This is a genomic window from Sinorhizobium sp. M4_45 (assembly GCF_002885915.1).
GTDB lineage: Bacteria > Pseudomonadota > Alphaproteobacteria > Rhizobiales > Rhizobiaceae > Sinorhizobium > Sinorhizobium meliloti_A.
Genome location: NZ_NWVE01000020.1, coordinates 1 through 16,193 on the forward strand (window position 1 = coordinate 1; position 16,193 = coordinate 16,193).

Genomic DNA, 16,193 nt, shown 5'->3' on the forward strand with positions numbered 1-16,193 from the left:
GCATCGCCACCAGACTCGCTCAGCGTCGCATAAACCCCGCCTCCGTCATCGCATGGTCATGCTGGAGACGCGCCCATCAGGCGGCCGCGCGACGAGCTCATCTGCAAACGAAAATGCAACTGTAATGCTAGGCCAGGACGAGGGGGCAAGTGATTTTGGTCACGCACAATCCTAACCTGGCGGTTGGGGCGGATGCCGAGCAGGTACTTTACGTGACTTTGGACAAAGCGGCTGGCTACAAGTTTACTTATGAATCCGGGTCTATCGAAAATCCGCGTATCAATGACGCTATCGTGAAGATTCTTGAGGGTTCAAAGCCGGCGTTTGTGCAACGCCGCCTTGCGTACCAGATTAAATAGCTCTCCGCTTGAATCATGCTGTCGTGGCCGAGTCCGCAGATTGCGGTCTTTGCGCCATCCCAAGCGGTTTGCGGTCACCGCTAGCGGCGCGGACGACGTTCTTTGCTGATGGGGCTATTCAACAAGCGTTGCACTTCCGCCTCGACGCGGTTGAGCGAAAGCCCTGCCACGCCAAACCTCTCATAGAGCGACGTCAACAACGGGAGCATGCATTCGGCCAATCGGCTCTCGATATCGTTGGCAGAAAAGTTTGCCTCCAGCACGGCTTCATCGCTTCGTGCCGCATGACCTTCGACAAGCAGATCACTCAGCGGGTTAGCCCAGGAGCGCAACACGCGACCGCGCAGGCCCGTGAACATGACGCGGAAATGAACCGTCACGGCTGTATCGGCATCTTTGCGAAGGAGCGACGCAAGCTTTTCCGCGTGCAACAGAACCTCACCCATCCGCCATAGGGGAAGCGTCGTGTCGAGGATCGTTCCGGCGGGGAACGTCTCCGCACCATCTTCCTGATAACCGCGGATCAGGAACATGCGCCCCGAAGGGGCCGCACGCCAGAAATCGCAATGCGCAGGATCATTGAACCCGCGCTCGACTTCCTCGCCTTGCGGAGCAAGCCAACATTCAATCAGTCCATCAACTTCACGCGGCTGAATAGCCTCGCGTGTCGGAAGCCAGAACGGCGGCCAGCCCGTTTTCCGAACTACGGCCTTTTCAAGAATGCGTTCAAAGGCGGTCAGCTCCGACATCTTGAGATCGCCCTCAAGCCAGTAGTCGAACCGATACCAGCCATTTGGAAACCGCGCAGGCGAATCCTGGGGGAGCGGAGCAACCAGATTACGCCAACGCTCAAATGCATCGCGCACGAACCGGGCTTGCGTGTCCCCCTCGGTAGGCTCATCCACCAAACCAACGACGCGCAGGATGTCGAGGGCTTTCGCCAGTGTGAGGGTCGTTTCACCACGCTCGAACGCAGCCATTGTCGGATGGCTGACACCCGCCAAAGCCGAATGATGTTTTTGTGTAAGACCTTCCGCCTTGCGACGGCGCAAGGTTTCTTCCACGTACCGTTGCCACGCAAGCGGAGCTATGTTTCCAGTATTCTCAGGCATGAGTTGTCCACGATCTCTTTGAATCTATGCACGAAGCCGTCCGCCGGCTCCGCGTCGGGCGGACGGATAATGGATGCAGCCTTCTCCACCTGCCGCTTTAGCTGTTTGAATGTCTGGTCGATGGCCCTGTCCGGCAGGCCGATCTCCTTGCCGAAGGCGCGGAAAATTGCCTGGTTGGCCGCTTCCAGATGGATTTTCTCACCGCCGATTGACAGCGCCAATGTCTGGTCGAACCCGTCATAAAATGCGGTGTTCACCACATCATAGGCGGGGGATAGCCGTAAGCCCGTCGGCGTTTCCAGAAGGGAGAAGTTTTTCAGGTGGGCATCGCAATTCCCGATCAGGGTGAAGACAATCAGGCGATTGAAAAACCGCAACAGGTCGATTGGCGCGCGCGATGAGTGCTGACGAATGATCGCGGCAATATCCTCGTAGGCCGCATCATACTTGCCTGCGTAGTCCTGTCCCTTGGGCCTGCTGAGGATCTGCGCACAGTCTTCGAGGCGCAGTTTCTCGCCGTTCGGTCTCCGGTCGAAGCGGGTAACAATGAGCGCCGTTTCGTCAACAACCGCGGTGAGCGAGGCCGTGAACGCGGTCACTTCCCTTTCGCCAAGGACGGCGGCGGTCCACCGCAGGCTCAGGAGTTCATTTCGAACGAGGTTGTCTATTCGGTCGGAATTGAATTTAGCGATATAGAGCGCTGATCCCGTCGCACTCGCGGGAACAAACCTGTTTTCATCGTCCTTGGTGACAAGCAGTTTCTTCTGCACACCTGAAACCGTGCGTCCGGGACTGACGGTGGCTTCGGTGATTTCCGGGAGCTGTGCGGCATCGTCCGGCGGCCGGATGCTGACGGCCCCGATACAGTCTGCACCGTAACGAAGGAGCAGCCCAAGGTCGTCTTCTTCGACGACATGTGCCGAACGTGCCTGTTGTTCGCGTAACCATCCTTCCGGGCCGAGGTGCTGGAAAAACGGATGCAGGCCGACCTTCCATTCATGTTCGCGTTGCGTGGAGGGGAAGCAGCACGCGATATTGCCTTTATTCCAGTCTGAATGATAGGCGAAGCGCGTTCCGCCGTTGGCCGTTTCGACCAACGTGCCGGCGGTTTCATCCTTGAACAAAATATTTGCGCTTCTCAGTGCCATTAAGTTATGCCTTCGCTCTCTACCTCGTACGCGCCCGCTGGGGGTGCTTACGAAGCCATACATCCATCATGGTGTGCTGATTTGTAAGAAAATCAAGGTATAACTCGATTTCATGCATTTCGCGCGAAACTAACAATCTTTAGCTTTATATCCGTCCGATCCGCGCCAGCCACAGCTCGCCTGCGAAACTATGACTCGAATCTAGCGTAAAAATCCATTCGCGGAAGGCCGTTTTGTCCGAGGACATCGATGAACTTCGTCTTCGGCGGGCTGGCTTCCTGTGCCAGCATCGTCAGGTTGGCCCGAGACGGGCGAAGAGGGCGAGATTGTAGGCGACCACCGAGGACGAGACGTAGGTCTCGAAGTGGTGGAGCCCGCGCCAGGTGCAGTGGGCCAGGCCATAGGTCCGCTTCAGGCCGGAGATGCCGGCTTCGATGCCGGCCCGGAAGTTTCTGAGCTTGCGATACACCCAGCGGCTCCTGACCATATCTTTGATCCGGAGGCGGCCGCTCTTCTTATGGAAGGCCATATCGCGCATACCCCAGGCCTTGGCCTGGGGTATGTTTTCACGGCTCGCATAGCCGCCGTCGGCGCCCGCCTGCCGCGGCGCCTCGCCATAGAAGGATGTGGCGCTCCAGTAAGGGCAAAAGCCGCTCGCTGTCGGCCGGATTGCCGGCTTCGATGACGAGATAGAGAATCAGTCCGCTCCTGCCGGTGGTCAGATTGATCTTGCGCTTGAGTTTGACTTGCTAGAACCCGGGGGTTGGGGGTCGGTGCGTGATATCCGGAACCTCCCCGTCCGTCGTCGGTTCCTCCTTCCCTAGCAGGAGAAACAACATGGCGAACGACGAACTGAGCGCCGGCTTCACCGGGAAGCCGACCGAACCGCCCACGGGTGTCCGAAAGATAGCTAAGGTAGCCAGCGGCGCAGTTGGCCCCGAAGCGAACGCTGTCGTGGTAGGGGCCGCAGATCACCCATACACTGCAACAGGATTGGCGCTCACAGTCGGCGCCATTGCCTTCGCGGTCGGTTATACTATGGGTCGATCGTCAAGCGAAAAGGGCCGAAGTTACTGGCGATAGAGGCCGCGCAATGCACAAAATCGCGCACCGGTGGCGCGCTGCTGCTGTAGACGCAAGTTGTGGTGGTGCTTGCCACGCATCCGCCGAAGGCGACTGGATGCGCAACTCACCCCGCCATGAGCGGGGTTTTTTCACAGTTTCAGATCAGTACGCCTTTTAGCTATGCGTTCCGCTCGACCAACTGACCTTCGGGCCCCTCGTCTTTCCCGCGTCACCTTGGATCTCGTCGTGGTTGGAACGGGTCACCCTTCCGCGCAGTCGGCATCGAGGCAAACAGCATTCACGGGATACACCGAGATCAGCATGTTTTCCCAGGCAATGGCCGCCCTGGCGGCTTGACAGGCTCGCTCAACGGCATTTCAACGGCACCGCCGCTTTTCTACGCGGAATGACGACTTAACTCGTGCTGCAGTGCACAACATTTCATCGTGATTTGCTAATGTTGCTTTTTTGAGCAGGCGCCTGAGCCACCTATTACTTATTTGATTCAAAGGGATATCGTGACCGCCCAAAACTGGCATGGGCCTTGCTTTTTTATCATTGCTTTGATCAACGGCGATTGAAGCGAGCTCAGGCGCCGATAGCGCCTGCCAAAGACACCGACGTCGCAAGGTCCTTGCCTCCATGGGTTTCCTTCCCAACCCAGGAGCGCAATGCCCAAGCGGCGTTTTTTTGTCGGCTTTCGACCGGCCACCACATTGAGGGAGCGTGCGCATGACCAAGGCTTTGTTCGGCGGCCTGACCCGCCGCAGCGTGCTGAAGACCACCGCGACGGCCGCCATGGTCGGCGCAGCGAGAACGCTTTTGCCCTCCGGGGCCTTCGCCCAAGGCGCCGGTCCCGAGACCGCGAAGGCCACCCTCGGCTTCATCGCGCTGACCGATTCAGCCCCGCTGATCATCGCCAAAGAGAAGGGTTTGTTCGACAAGTACGGCATGACCGAGGTCGAGGTGGTGAAGCAGGCCTCCTGGGGCACGACCCGCGACAATCTGGTGCTCGGCTCGGCCGGCGCCGGTATCGACGGCGCCCATATCCTGACTCCGATGCCCTATCTCATCTCGACTGGCAAGGTGACGCAGAACAACCAGCCACTGCCGATGGCGATCCTCGCCCGCCTCAATCTCGACGCGCAGGCGATCTCGGTCGGTGCAGCCTATGCCGATCTGAAGGTCGGCATCGACGCCTCGGTGCTGAAAGATGCCTTCGCCAAGAAGAAGGCCGGTGGCGAGGCCGCCAAGGTCGCCATGACCTTCCCGGGCGGTACACACGACCTCTGGATCCGCTATTGGCTCGCCGCCGCCGGCATCGACCCGGACAAGGATGTCGAGACCATCGTCGTCCCGCCGCCGCAGATGGTCGCCAACATGAAGGTCGGCACCATGGACTGTTTCTGCGTCGGCGAACCCTGGAACGAGCAACTCGTCAACCAGAAGATCGGCTACACCGCTGTCAACACCGCCGAGATCTGGGCCGAGCATCCGGAGAAGTCCTTCGCCATGCGCGCCGACTGGGTCGAGAAGAACCCGCGCGCCGTCAAGGCGCTGGTCATGGCCATCGAGGAAGCCGCGCAGTGGTGCGACGATATGGCGAACAAGGACGAACTCGCCAAGATCGTCGGCAAGCGCAGCTGGTTCAACGTGCCGCCAAAGGACATCGTCGATCGGCTGAAAGGTGAATACGACTACGGCAACGGCAAGATCGTGGAGAACAGCCCCCACTTCATGAAATTCTGGCGCGAACACGCGTCCTACCCGTTCCAGAGCCATGACGCCTGGTTCCTCACCGAGAATATCCGCTGGGGCAAGCTTGCATCGGATACGGACATCAAGGGGCTGATCGCCAAGGTCAACCGTGAGGACATCTGGCGCGAAGCGGCAAAGGACCTCGGCATCTCCGACATCCCCGCCTCCACTTCGCGCGGGCCGGAGACCTTCTTCGACGGCAAGGTCTTCGATCCCGCAAATCCCGAAACGTACCTGAAGAGCCTGGCAATCAGCCGCATCGCCTGATGCCGCATCGGCAGCCGGGTCCCTTCCCGGCCGCCTTCGATTAACCCCCCTAGGAGAACGGCATGTCCGTCACCAATCTCAAGCTCAAACCCCAGGCGACTCCGCAGACCTCCGCTCAGGTCATCGCTCTCGGGCAGACGGCGAGCCGCGGCATCGATGGCCGTCTGTCGCGCTTTGTCACAGGGACTGTCACCAACCTCTTGCCGCTGCTCGTCACACTGACGTTCTTCACCCTTGCCTGGCAGCTCATCTGCTCGTCGCCTGAATCGAGCCTTCCGGCCCCGTCGCGCGTCCTCGAGGAGAGCTGGGAGCTGATTGCACATCCCTTCTACATCGGTCAGGGTGTTGATCAGGGTCTGTTCTGGCACGTCTTCGCCAGCCTGCAGCGCGTCGCGCTCGGCTACGCGATGGCTGCGGCGGTCGGCGTCGCGCTTGGGACGCTCGTCGGCCAGAGCGCGCTCGCGATGCGCGGCCTCGATCCGATCTTCCAGGTGCTTCGCACCGTGCCGCCGCTCGCCTGGCTGCCGCTTTCACTCGCCGCCTTCCAGGATGGCACCCCTTCGGCAATCTTCGTCATCTTCATCACGGCGATCTGGCCGATCATCATCAACACCGCGGTCGGCATCCGCAACATTCCGCAGGATTACCAAAACGTCGCCAAGGTGCTGCGACTGAACGGCTTCGAATATTTCGGCAAGATCATGCTGCCGGCCGCTGCCCCCTACATCTTCACCGGTCTTAGGATCGGCATCGGTCTCTCCTGGCTGGCGATCGTGGCGGCCGAGATGCTGATCGGCGGCGTCGGCATCGGCTTCTTCATCTGGGATGCGTGGAACTCGTCGCTGATCAGCGACATCATCGTGGCGCTCATCTATGTCGGCATTGTCGGCTTTCTCCTCGACCGCCTCATCGCACTCGTCGGCCGCGCCGTCACCCGCGGCACTGCAAACGCTTAGAGAGGGAAGCCCGATGACCAAGAGCTATCTTTCACTTGAACTGCTGGACAAGAGCTTCGAACGCGGCGGAACACGCACCGAGGTTCTCAAACAGGTCTCACTTACAGTCGACAAGGGTGAATTCATCTCGATCATCGGCCATTCTGGCTGCGGCAAGTCGACCCTGCTTAACATCGTCGGTGGGCTGACACAGGCGACGACCGGCGTCGTCCTCCTCGACGGCAAGGTCGTCGACGAACCTGGACCGGACCGCGCCGTCGTCTTCCAGAACCACTCGCTGCTGCCGTGGCTGACGGTCTACGAAAACGTTCGGCTGGCCGTCGACAAGGTGTTTTCGAGAACCCGCAACAAGCAGGAACGCCATGAATGGACGATGCGCAACCTCGAGCTAGTGCAGATGGCGCATGCCGCCGAGAAGCACCCGTCAGAGGTCTCCGGCGGCATGAAGCAGCGCGTCGGCATCGCCCGGGCGCTTGCCATGGAACCGAAGGTGCTGCTTCTCGACGAGCCCTTCGGGGCGCTCGACGCCCTGACCCGCGCGCATCTGCAGGACCAGGTCATGCAGATTCACGCGACGCTCGGCAATACGGTGCTGATGATCACGCATGACGTCGACGAAGCGGTCCTGCTTTCGGACCGCATCGTCATGATGACCAATGGACCCTCTGCACGAGTCGGTGAAATCCTCGACGTGCCGCTCGCGCGTCCGCGTCGTCGCATTGAGCTCGCCTCCGATCGAACTTACCTGACATGTCGCGAGTCGGTGCTGAAGTTCCTCTACGAACGCCACCGCTTCGTCGAAGCTGCAGAGTGATTATTCCGAACGGAACTCGATCTCGGTAAAGGCTCTCACCAGCGGCCATCTTCTACAGCTTGCGGTATCTTAGTTGTGTCGTCCCCTGCCCTGCAACGATCAACACTGCGCGGCGGTTTGGGTCAGTTTTGGGTGGCCGGCTGAAGGCTTCCTTCCGGCCGCGATCAGACTGTTCCAACCGCACTGCGAACTTCGATGGAGCGATCAAAGGTGCGCTTGTCGCGCAACCCGGCCTGAGCCGCGCAGCCGCCAGGTGTCGGCTCTCCATCTTGCCGACGGCTTCTTTCGCGGTCAGGGCCGCGCTTACCCCTCGCCTTGACCGGATTCGAACCCCGGGCCACTTAAATCTTCCGCACTGGCGCCGGTGGAGGTATCTTTCGTCCTGCGAACAAGCACGCGATCAGCGAAAATCTGGTTCGTTCTGCGCTCGCAATTCTGTCTAACGACAAAGTCGGTCGAGTGTTTCGCGAAGAGCGGTCACGGCCACCTCGCGCTCACCGGTCGACATGAGTTCCGGCTCCGCCTCGATCCTCAGATGGGGCAGCTCGGTTCGAATGGAACTGCAGCCCTTGGTCAGATGCGCCTTGAAGTCGACGACGCGATAAGTCGCGACTGGATAGGCTATTCCCCTGATGCGGACACGGCCGGTCTCCTCGCAATGGATCAGGTCCTTCACCTGCGCGAAGGTCTCGTAGGAGATGAGCACTGAGCCGGGGGCGGCCTCCTCTTCAAGTCGGGCGGCGAGGTTCACGGCGCCGCCGATGATCGTATAGTCCATCCGGTCCTCGCTGCCGAAATTGCCGACCGTGCAGTAGTCAGTATGAATGCCGATCCGGCAGCGCAGTGGCATCTCTATGCCGACGCTGCGCCAGGTTTCGCCGAGTTCGCCCATCCGCTCCTGCATGGCGAGTGCCATCGAGACACAGGCGATCGCGTCCTCCCTAATGCCGCGTGTTTCGGGGTCGCCGAAGAACATCAATATGGCGTCGCCTACGTACTTATCGATCGTAGCCCCGAAGGACAGAGCAATCTTCGACATTTCCGTCAGATACTGATTGAGGAGCTGGGTCAGTTCCTCGGTCTCCATCTTGTCGGTTGTTTCCGTGAATGCCTCAATGTCCGAGAAACAGATCGTCAGCTTCTTCCTCCGGCTTTCGATCTTAACGTCCTGTTTGCCGCTGAAGATCGAGTTATACACCTGCGGCGCGAGGTATTTGGCAAGCTTGGCGGAGAGCGCCTCGAGGGCAACCGATTTTTCTGAGAGATCCTGCTCACGGCGCTTGAGCTCCGTGATGTCCGAATAGACCGCGACAGTGCCGCCGCCTGAAATCCGGCGTTCGCTGATCTGGATCCAGCGATCCGGACCGCGCTGCTGAAGGAGTGTTCCGGTCGGATTGCGATGCGCTTCGAGGCGCTCGGCGAGCCATTCTTGCTCCCGCCCGATCGCATCCTCTATCAAGCCACGCTCCGCCGCCGCTCGGATGATCGCCTCGAAATGGGTTCCGGAAACAACGGCATCATCCAAACCCGGGTACAGAATCTCGCGGTACCGGTTGTTGCAGACGAGAAGCCGGTCTTCGCTGTCGTAAAGGGCGAAGCCCTCCGATATGCTTTCAATCGCGTCGATAAGGCGCTGGCGGGCTTCAGCCACGGCGCGCAGGTTCTTCTCCTCGACCTCGATCGCCGTATCGCGGAATACGCGAAGAGCCTTGGCCATACGGCCGATCTCGTCGCCACGGGTCTGCGGTAACGGCACCCGAAGATCGCCGGCGGCGATGGCAAGCATGCTATGGCTTAGGCCCGTAAGGCGTGCAAGAAGATTGCGGTCGACGTAGAGCCAGACGATCAGGACCGAACTCAAGAGGCTCAGAAGGGCGGAGCCAAGCACGACCCCAGTACCATAGCGCCGAACCGTTGCGGCTTCCTCGCCCGCCTCGGCGATGTCGCCTTTGGCCGCCGCCACCAGGCGGTCCACGGCGAGAGTGAGCGTCCGCGACAGCTCATCGTTCTCCACCACCAACTTCTGGCCCTCTGCCACAACCGCGAGCTCTTCGTTACGCGCGTTCGGGATGCTTCTCTGCCCGTCGATCAGCGCCTCGAACTGGTCGACGAGCTGCTGAAAACGCTTGCGCAATTGCTCATCGAGGAGGCGGGCATGGCCGGCTCCGCGGGGGCTGTTGCATGTTTCATCCGCAAGCTCCTGAGCAATAGGCATTCGATGAGGCTTGACGGGAACGCCCGTGGCTAAGCGCCGAACGTTCCCGTGAGATGCATGCGGATCAGGACTTGGGCTCGGATTTCGCGTCGTAGCGCTTCTGCCATTCCTTCAGAATGCGGGCGCGATTGTTTGCGGCCCACTCGAAGTCGTTCTCGATCATCTTGTCGGCGACGTTGGCGGGAAGATTTTCGATCGGCTTGGCGACGCCGGGATAAGCCACGACGGCATAGCCGACATTGTACATCTCGTTCGCATCCTTGCTGACCGACCAGTCGACCAGCGTTTTCGCCGCCTCGAGATTGGCCGTCCCGGCGATGATCGCCGTGGCCTCGGCTTCCCAGCCCGATCCTTCCGAAGGAAAGATGATGTCGATGGGCGCGCCCGACGTCTTCGCCTTGGCCCCCGGGAATTCGAAGGATACGCCGATGACGGTTTCGCCTGATGCCGCCATCTTGCAAGGCTTGGAGCCCGAATGGGTATAGGCGGCGATGTTCTCGTGCAGGGCGTCCATAAAAGACCAGGCTCCCTCTTCGCCGAACGTCTGAAGCCAGGCGGAGACGTCGAGGAAGCCTGTGCCGGAGGAATTGGGATTGGGCATCACGATATGGCCCTTGTATTCCGGCTTCGTGAGATCCTTCCAGCTGGTTGGCGGCGTCAGGCCGAGCTTCTCCGCCTCCACCGTATTGTAACAAAGAGCCGCCACATAGGCGTCCATACCCACCCAGCTCGGCGGCTTGTCACCATCCACGAAACGGGGGTCGAGCGCCTCTACGTTCTTCGGAGAATAGGGTTCGAGCATGCCCTCGGACTTCAGCAGCAGCAGCGATGTCGCAGCCACACCCCAGACCACGTCGGCCTGCGGATTGTCTTTCTCCGCCAGAAGCTTGGCCGTCATCACGCCGGTGGAGTCGCGGACCCAGTTGATCTTGATGTCGGGGTGGGCCTTTTCGAATGTCTCCTTGTAACGGTCGAGGTCGACCGCTTCGATGGACGTGTAGACGGTGAGCTCCGTCTCGGCATAGGCGGAAGATGTGAGGATGAGGGCAGTCGCTGCGCCCAGGAATATCTTTGAAAACGGCATGCTAATTCCCCTTTTTGTTGGCATTCGAATTGGCAAGCTCTTGTGGCGGTATCGGCGACTTGCGCGCCTGGAAATCCGCCCTGCCTGGGAAATCTGCGGGGGATAGATCGATAAGTAAAATCTATTTATTTTATATAAGTATTGTCTCAGCTTATACAGCTTCGCGTGTGCTCTCGAAATGGAAGGAGCGGCCATCGGGCCGCTCCTTCCTCTGCTACCGGGGGGCAGATTTCCTTACGGCCAGGGCAGCGAGAAGGTCTTGACGTTGGTGAAGCTTTTCATCGCCTCGATCACGCCTTCCTTGTAGCCGTTTCCGGAGTCCTTGATGCCGCCGAAGGGCGACATTTCAATCCGATAGCCGGGCACTTCCCAGATGTTGACCGTTCCGACCTTCAGACCGGCTATGTATTTCTGCATCCTGCGGTAATCATTGGTGCAGACGCCGGAGGAGAGGCCGAAGGCCGTGGAGTTCGACAGGGCGATCGTTGCCTCGTCGTCGTCGGGAACCCGCACGATCGGTATGATCGGACCGAAGGTCTCCTCCAGCACGAGGTCCGACTGGTGCGGCACCCGATCGACGACGATCGGCGGCAGGAGCGCGCCGCTTCTCCCGGGATGGTAGAGAATGTCGGCTCCCCCCTCCGCCGCACGCATCACCCTCTCTTCGAAAAGTGCCGCCGCCTTTTGGTGAATGACGGTCCCGAGATCGGTAGAGCGATCCATCGGATCCCCGAAACGCAAGCGCTTCGCCCGTTCGAGAACCATCGGCACGAAACGGTCCGCGACGCTCTCCTGGCAGAGAATGCGTTTGACCGCCGTGCAGCGCTGGCCGGAATTCTTCGTGGCTCCGGCGACCGCAAGCTCGGCCGCCCTGGCGAGGTCGTCGTCGGACAGGTCGTTGAGGATGATCAACGGGTCGTTGCCGCCGAGTTCGAGTACCTGGCGCTTGTAGTGCGCGTTGGCGGCGATCAATTTCCCGACAGGAACGCTGCCCGTGAAGGTGACGAGATCGACATGCGGATTGGTGATCATTTCCATGCCGATATCGGCGGGCCACCCGGTGACGACCGAAAGCATTTCCGGCGGCAGGCCGGCCTCGTAAAGAATGTCGGCGAGCAGCAGCGCCGTCATCGGCGTGAGCTCGGTCGGCTTCACCACCACGCAGTTATTGGTGGCAATCGCCGGCGCGACCTTGTGCGCCACCATGTTCAACGGGTGATTGAACGGGGTGATCGCCGAAATTGCGGTCAGGGGTTCGCGCATCGTAAAAATCTTGCGCGCCTTCCCGTGGGGCGTGAGGTCGCAGGAGAAGATCTCGCCGTCGTCGCGGATGCACATCTGGCCGGCAAGCGTAAAGACGTCGAAGGCGCGCCCGACTTCATAGAGCGAGTCAGCCTTCGAGATGCCGAGTTCCAGCGTGATGACGTCGGAAATCTCCTCCTTGCGGGCGGCCAGCGCCTCGGCGGTCGCCAGCAGGATTTTCTGCCGCTCGTAGCGCGTGAGCTTCGGCTGATAGGCGGCCGCGATCGCAAAGGCTTCTCTTGCGTGTTCGGCGCGGCCGGCGGGTACGGTGCCGACGACAGTGTCGTTCCAGGGATAGCGGACTTCTATGCGATCGTCCGTGTCGATAAGGCGCCCGGCTATGCGCATCGGTTCGTGGCGCACTGCGATTGTGACCTCCGCCTTCGTCATAGCGCGCCCTCCGCACCGGCCTCAGCCGCCGCCGTGACCGCGTAGAAAAACGCATCGAAGTTGCGAAGACGGGGCGCGTTCGGGAGTTCGGGCAGCCCGCGGTTGACGATGAAGGGAACCTCCTGCTCGGTCAGCCCTCCATGGGAGCGCAACGGTTCGTCGAGTGCGGCCAGGTCGTGCCGGTGCTCGCTGGTGCCGAGCGTCTTGTTTTCGGATGAAACGAGGACGATGTCGCCGATGCGGTCTTCCGGCAGCTCGAAGCGCCGGCACGCCTCCGAGCGGTCGAGCACGACGTCGATGCCTTGGATCGCTTTCAGCCTTGCCATGATCTCGCCGCGGTCGCATCCGTCCGGAAGATAGGCGGTGGCAAAGGACCCGAGCGCGCCGTGATGCACGACATAGGGGTCGGTGATCGGCAGGATGACGCGGGCCGCATCCTTGCCGAGCCATTCGTCGAGCAGGTCCTGAACATAGATGACGTCGGGTGAGCCGTCCGCCTTGTGCTTCGGCTTCATGCCGTGATCGGCGGTGACGACGATGGCTGCTCCGAGCCCGTCCAGTTCGGCGAGATACCGGTCGAACATTTCGTAGAAGGAATTGGCTTCGGGAACGCCGGGGGCATATTTATGCTGAACATAGTCGGTCGTCGTCAGATACATGATGTCGGGGCGAAACTCCCTGAGCAGCTTGACGCCCGCAGCGAAGACGAATTCCGAAAGTGCTGCCGAATAGACCTCGGGAACGGGCCGGCCCAGCCAGGCGGAAGCATTGTCGATTCCGTGCTCCGCGCGGGTCGCCTTGTCCGATTTTTCGGACGAGAAGCAGACGGCGCGCTCTTCGTCGAAACGGAGCCCTTTTCCGAGCAGCGCCCGCAACTTGTCCTTCGCCGTGACGACCGCGACCCGGGCACCTGCATCATAGAAAGCCTGGAAAATGGTGGGCGCGCGCAGGAACTTCGGATCGTTCATCATCACCTCTTCGCCCGTCGACGGCTCATAGAGGTAGTTCCCGCAGATCCCGTGGACCGCCGGCGGGCTGCCGGTTGCGATCGAGAGATTGTTGGGATTGGTAAAACTCGGGATGACGCTGTGCGCCAGCCGCACGGCTCCCCGTTCCTTGATGCGCTTCAGCGCCGGCATCAGCCCGGCGTCGATCGCTGCATCGAGATAGGCGGGCTCGCATCCGTCGAGGCAGATCGCAATTGCGGGCACGCGGGGCCATGGATAGCGGCGGCCATTTACCGTCACCGAAATCTTGGACATCTGGTTCATCTGTTGTGCTCCTGGAGGGGGATCGGTCAGGCGGCGAGGCGGGCGCGCTCGGCGAGCGCAAGCGCCGGTGGGGTGGCGGTGTCGACGCCCATTTCCGCAAGGCTCTCGGCGGCGGCGGCAACCACCTTTTCCATCACCTGCGCGTCCATCTGGCCGATGCAGCCGATCCGGAAGCTGTCGACGACGGTGAGCTTGCCGGGATAGATGATGAAGCCCCTCGCCTTCATCAATTCGTAGAAGCGCTCGAAATTGAAGTTCGGATGGGCGGGGCTGAAGAAGGTCACGATTATCGGCGAGAGCCACTCGTCACCTAGCAGTGTCTCGAAGCCGAGCTGGCGCATGCCGGCGACCATGACGTCGCGGTTGTTCGCGTAGCGCGCGCCGCGTCCGGCAACGCCGCCTTCCTTGCGATGCAGCCGCAGCGCCTCGAGAAAGGCGGCGACGACATGGGTCGGCGGAGTAAAGCGCCATTGGCCCGTCTTGTTCATGTAGGCCCATTGCGCATGGACGTCGAGACTCAAGGAATGGCTGCGATCCTTGGCAGCCTCCAGTTCCGACTTGCGCGCGATGACGAACCCGAAACCCGGAACGCCTTCGATGCATTTGTTGGCGGAGGAAACGATCGCCTCGTAACGGAAGTCATTGACACCGGCGGGCACAGCGCCGAAGGCGCTCATGCTGTCGACCAGCAGCTTGCGGCCGCGACTGTAGACTGCCTCGGAAATTTCCTTGAGAGGATTGAGAATGCCCGAGCTCGTCTCGCAATGGACGACCACGACATGGGTGATTGCCGGATCTGCGTCGAGAGCGGCTGCAACCTCGCTGCCGCGCGGAGGCATATAGTCGCCCTTGTCGATCGAGACATGCGTGCGACCGAGATATTTGAGCGTCTGGCCGATGCGCTGACCGTAGGCCCCGTTCATCAACACCAGAACCTTGCCGTCGCGGGGAATGAAGCTGCCGAGCATGGCTTCCACCGAGAAGGAGCCGCTCCCCTGCATGGGGACGCAGTCGTATTCGCCGCTTTCGTCTCCCGCAATCGCAAGCAGTTCGCGACGCAACTCGGCCGTCATGCCCCGGAAGTCGCCGTCCCAGGACCCCCAGTCGCGCAGCATCGCCTCCTTTACGGAAAAGGCGGTGGTCAACGGCCCAGGCGTCAGCAGGTACGGCTCGCCCAATCTCGGCGCTTCGAGAACTTCATTCGTCTTTGAATCTGCGGGCATCTGGTTTCTCTCCTTTGAGAACTGCCGGGACATGGCGAGGATGGCGATCCCATATGTATCTGTAAAATCGATATTTCATATTCATTCATAGATTTGGCTTATCAACCTTTGACAAGCGCAAGACGGCTCTCGAGCAGATCCCCCCGCTGTTTCAGGATTGGATAGGCGAGCGTGGCGAGAAGGGAGTTCACCTCCTTGAGCGCCCGTGCGACTTCGAGGTGCATGTTGCTGGACTCGACGCTTTCCGGGCGCCCTGCCCGCAATCTCGCCAGATGCCGTTCGTGACTTTCCCGTACGAGCGCGCGTACCCGCTCCTTCTCCCGAACGAGCTTTCGCGCCATCGCCGGGTCATCCGACACCAGCAGGTTGAAAGCGAGACGCATGTTGTCGCGCACGCTGGCGTGAAGCACCTTGAGCTCGGTCCAGCCCTCGTCGGAGAACTTGTTGCCGTTCTCCAGCTTGTCGCGGGCGATTTCGACCAGGGTCTTGGACACGATGTCGCCGGCATGTTCGAGATTGATGGCGATGTCGATGAGTTCTACACCCCGCCGCGACTGACGCTCGTCGAGCACGCCGCGATGGATGGCTGCGAGATAGAGCTTGATGTCGCGGTGGGCGCGATTGACATATCCGTCGAGCCGGCGGATTTCCTCGATCTTCGCCGGGCTCGGATGCTCCAGGAGCTCCATCACCGGACAGAGCATCCGCTCGACCACCTCGCCCATGAACAGCACCTCGCGCGTCGCGGCGGCGAGGGCCGTGTCGGGGCTGTCGAGCAGAGTCCGGTCCAGCGCACTGATTCTCCGGGCAAGCGTGTCGCCGTCTTCGGAGCTCTTGAGATCCGATTTGATGAGAGAAGTAGCGGCGCCGGCGGCAAGCTGCGAAAGCGGCAGGCAAAAGATCGCGAGGCAGGCGTTGAAGGCCAGATGAAAATGGACGAGCTGCTCCGCCGGGGTTGCGCCAAGATGTCGAAGTTCTGCCGACAAGAGGCCGATCGCCGGCAAGGCGATCAAGGCGCCGGAGGCCCGGAAGAGGAGATTGCCGGCCGCGACGCGCCGCGTCTCGGCTGAACACCCGCGCGTCAGCCACATGGCGATCAACCTGCGCATTTCGCAAAAGCCGGACAGGGATTCCGCTTAGTCGCGGACACTTGTTTCACTAAGTCGCGGACAGTTTGGCGGCGGTGGCCCTCGGGTGCCTGGTTGTCTTCATGGGTGATTGATTTCGCC

Annotated in this window: 10 protein-coding genes and 4 pseudogenes; 5 read left to right on the top strand and 9 right to left on the bottom strand. The window is 60.7% G+C overall.

Annotated features, from left to right (window positions below):
* Positions 1–131: 131 nt before the first annotated feature.
* Positions 132–359: pseudogene (locus CN933_RS31015) on the top strand (hypothetical protein); the annotation flags it as partial.
* Positions 360–439: 80 nt separating this feature from the next.
* Here the strand turns inward: CN933_RS31015 and CN933_RS31020 are convergent.
* From CN933_RS31020 to CN933_RS31030, 3 genes and pseudogenes are all read right to left on the bottom strand, one after another.
* Complete coding sequence (locus CN933_RS31020) at positions 440–1,423, bottom strand: helix-turn-helix domain-containing protein (protein ID WP_017266938.1); 984 nt, start codon at positions 1,421–1,423, stop codon at positions 440–442.
* A 23-nt stretch (positions 1,424–1,446) separates the two neighbouring features.
* Positions 1,447–2,619: a type II toxin-antitoxin system HipA family toxin gene (locus CN933_RS31025; protein ID WP_102763415.1), complete on the bottom strand. Its 1,173-nt coding sequence runs from the start codon at positions 2,617–2,619 to the stop codon at positions 1,447–1,449.
* Positions 2,620–2,911: 292 nt separating this feature from the next.
* Positions 2,912–3,350: pseudogene (locus tag CN933_RS31030) on the bottom strand (transposase); the annotation flags it as partial.
* Positions 3,351–3,456: 106 nt separating this feature from the next.
* On the opposite strand from CN933_RS31030, the gene CN933_RS32215 reads away from it, so the two are divergent.
* From CN933_RS32215 to CN933_RS31055, 4 genes are all read left to right on the top strand, one after another.
* Positions 3,457–3,702: a hypothetical protein gene (locus CN933_RS32215; RefSeq protein WP_102763416.1), complete on the top strand. Its 246-nt coding sequence runs from the start codon at positions 3,457–3,459 to the stop codon at positions 3,700–3,702.
* 714 nt (positions 3,703–4,416) lie between these two features.
* Entirely contained in the window at positions 4,417–5,709 is a 1,293-nt protein-coding gene (locus CN933_RS31045; RefSeq protein WP_028010644.1) for a CmpA/NrtA family ABC transporter substrate-binding protein, read from the top strand.
* A 62-nt stretch (positions 5,710–5,771) separates the two neighbouring features.
* Positions 5,772–6,665 (top strand): nitrate ABC transporter permease, encoded by an 894-nt coding sequence (ntrB, locus tag CN933_RS31050; protein WP_102763418.1) that lies wholly within the window; start codon positions 5,772–5,774, stop codon positions 6,663–6,665.
* Positions 6,666–6,678: 13 nt separating this feature from the next.
* Positions 6,679–7,479, top strand: a complete 801-nt coding sequence (locus tag CN933_RS31055; protein ID WP_010967299.1) for an ABC transporter ATP-binding protein — start codon at positions 6,679–6,681, stop codon at positions 7,477–7,479.
* A gap of 439 nt (positions 7,480–7,918) precedes the next feature.
* On the opposite strand, the pseudogene CN933_RS31060 reads toward CN933_RS31055, so the two are convergent.
* From CN933_RS31060 to CN933_RS31085, 6 genes and pseudogenes are all read right to left on the bottom strand, one after another.
* A pseudogene (locus CN933_RS31060) lies at positions 7,919–9,622 on the bottom strand (adenylate/guanylate cyclase domain-containing protein); the annotation flags it as partial.
* A gap of 136 nt (positions 9,623–9,758) precedes the next feature.
* Positions 9,759–10,778, bottom strand: coding sequence for a putative 2-aminoethylphosphonate ABC transporter substrate-binding protein (locus tag CN933_RS31065; RefSeq protein ID WP_102763419.1), 1,020 nt, complete (start codon positions 10,776–10,778; stop codon positions 9,759–9,761).
* A gap of 234 nt (positions 10,779–11,012) precedes the next feature.
* Positions 11,013–12,470 (bottom strand): phosphonoacetaldehyde dehydrogenase, encoded by a 1,458-nt coding sequence (phnY, locus tag CN933_RS31070; protein WP_102763420.1) that lies wholly within the window; start codon positions 12,468–12,470, stop codon positions 11,013–11,015.
* The gene (gene phnA / locus CN933_RS31075) at positions 12,467–13,741 is read right to left on the bottom strand and encodes a phosphonoacetate hydrolase (protein ID WP_100670293.1); all 1,275 of its coding nucleotides are present in this window, start codon (positions 13,739–13,741) and stop codon (positions 12,467–12,469) included. Before phnA ends, phnY begins: the two co-directional genes overlap by 4 nt.
* 26 nt (positions 13,742–13,767) lie before the next feature.
* Positions 13,768–14,964, bottom strand: coding sequence for a 2-aminoethylphosphonate--pyruvate transaminase (locus tag CN933_RS31080; protein ID WP_100670292.1), 1,197 nt, complete (start codon positions 14,962–14,964; stop codon positions 13,768–13,770).
* A gap of 101 nt (positions 14,965–15,065) precedes the next feature.
* Positions 15,066–16,064: pseudogene (locus CN933_RS31085) on the bottom strand (Na/Pi cotransporter family protein); the annotation flags it as partial.
* Between the last annotated feature and the right edge of the window lie 129 nt (positions 16,065–16,193).

Coding starts and splice junctions, on each gene's coding strand:
- ntrB (WP_102763418.1), top strand. CDS start 5,772: ATGTCCGTCACCAATCTCAAGCTCAAACCCCAGGCGACTCCGCAGACC.
- phnY (WP_102763420.1), bottom strand. CDS start 12,470: ATGACGAAGGCGGAGGTCACAATCGCAGTGCGCCACGAACCGATGCGC.
- CN933_RS32215 (WP_102763416.1), top strand. CDS start 3,457: ATGGCGAACGACGAACTGAGCGCCGGCTTCACCGGGAAGCCGACCGAA.
- CN933_RS31025 (WP_102763415.1), bottom strand. CDS start 2,619: ATGGCACTGAGAAGCGCAAATATTTTGTTCAAGGATGAAACCGCCGGC.
- CN933_RS31055 (WP_010967299.1), top strand. CDS start 6,679: ATGACCAAGAGCTATCTTTCACTTGAACTGCTGGACAAGAGCTTCGAA.
- CN933_RS31045 (WP_028010644.1), top strand. CDS start 4,417: ATGACCAAGGCTTTGTTCGGCGGCCTGACCCGCCGCAGCGTGCTGAAG.
- CN933_RS31065 (WP_102763419.1), bottom strand. CDS start 10,778: ATGCCGTTTTCAAAGATATTCCTGGGCGCAGCGACTGCCCTCATCCTC.
- CN933_RS31080 (WP_100670292.1), bottom strand. CDS start 14,964: ATGCCCGCAGATTCAAAGACGAATGAAGTTCTCGAAGCGCCGAGATTG.
- phnA (WP_100670293.1), bottom strand. CDS start 13,741: ATGAACCAGATGTCCAAGATTTCGGTGACGGTAAATGGCCGCCGCTAT.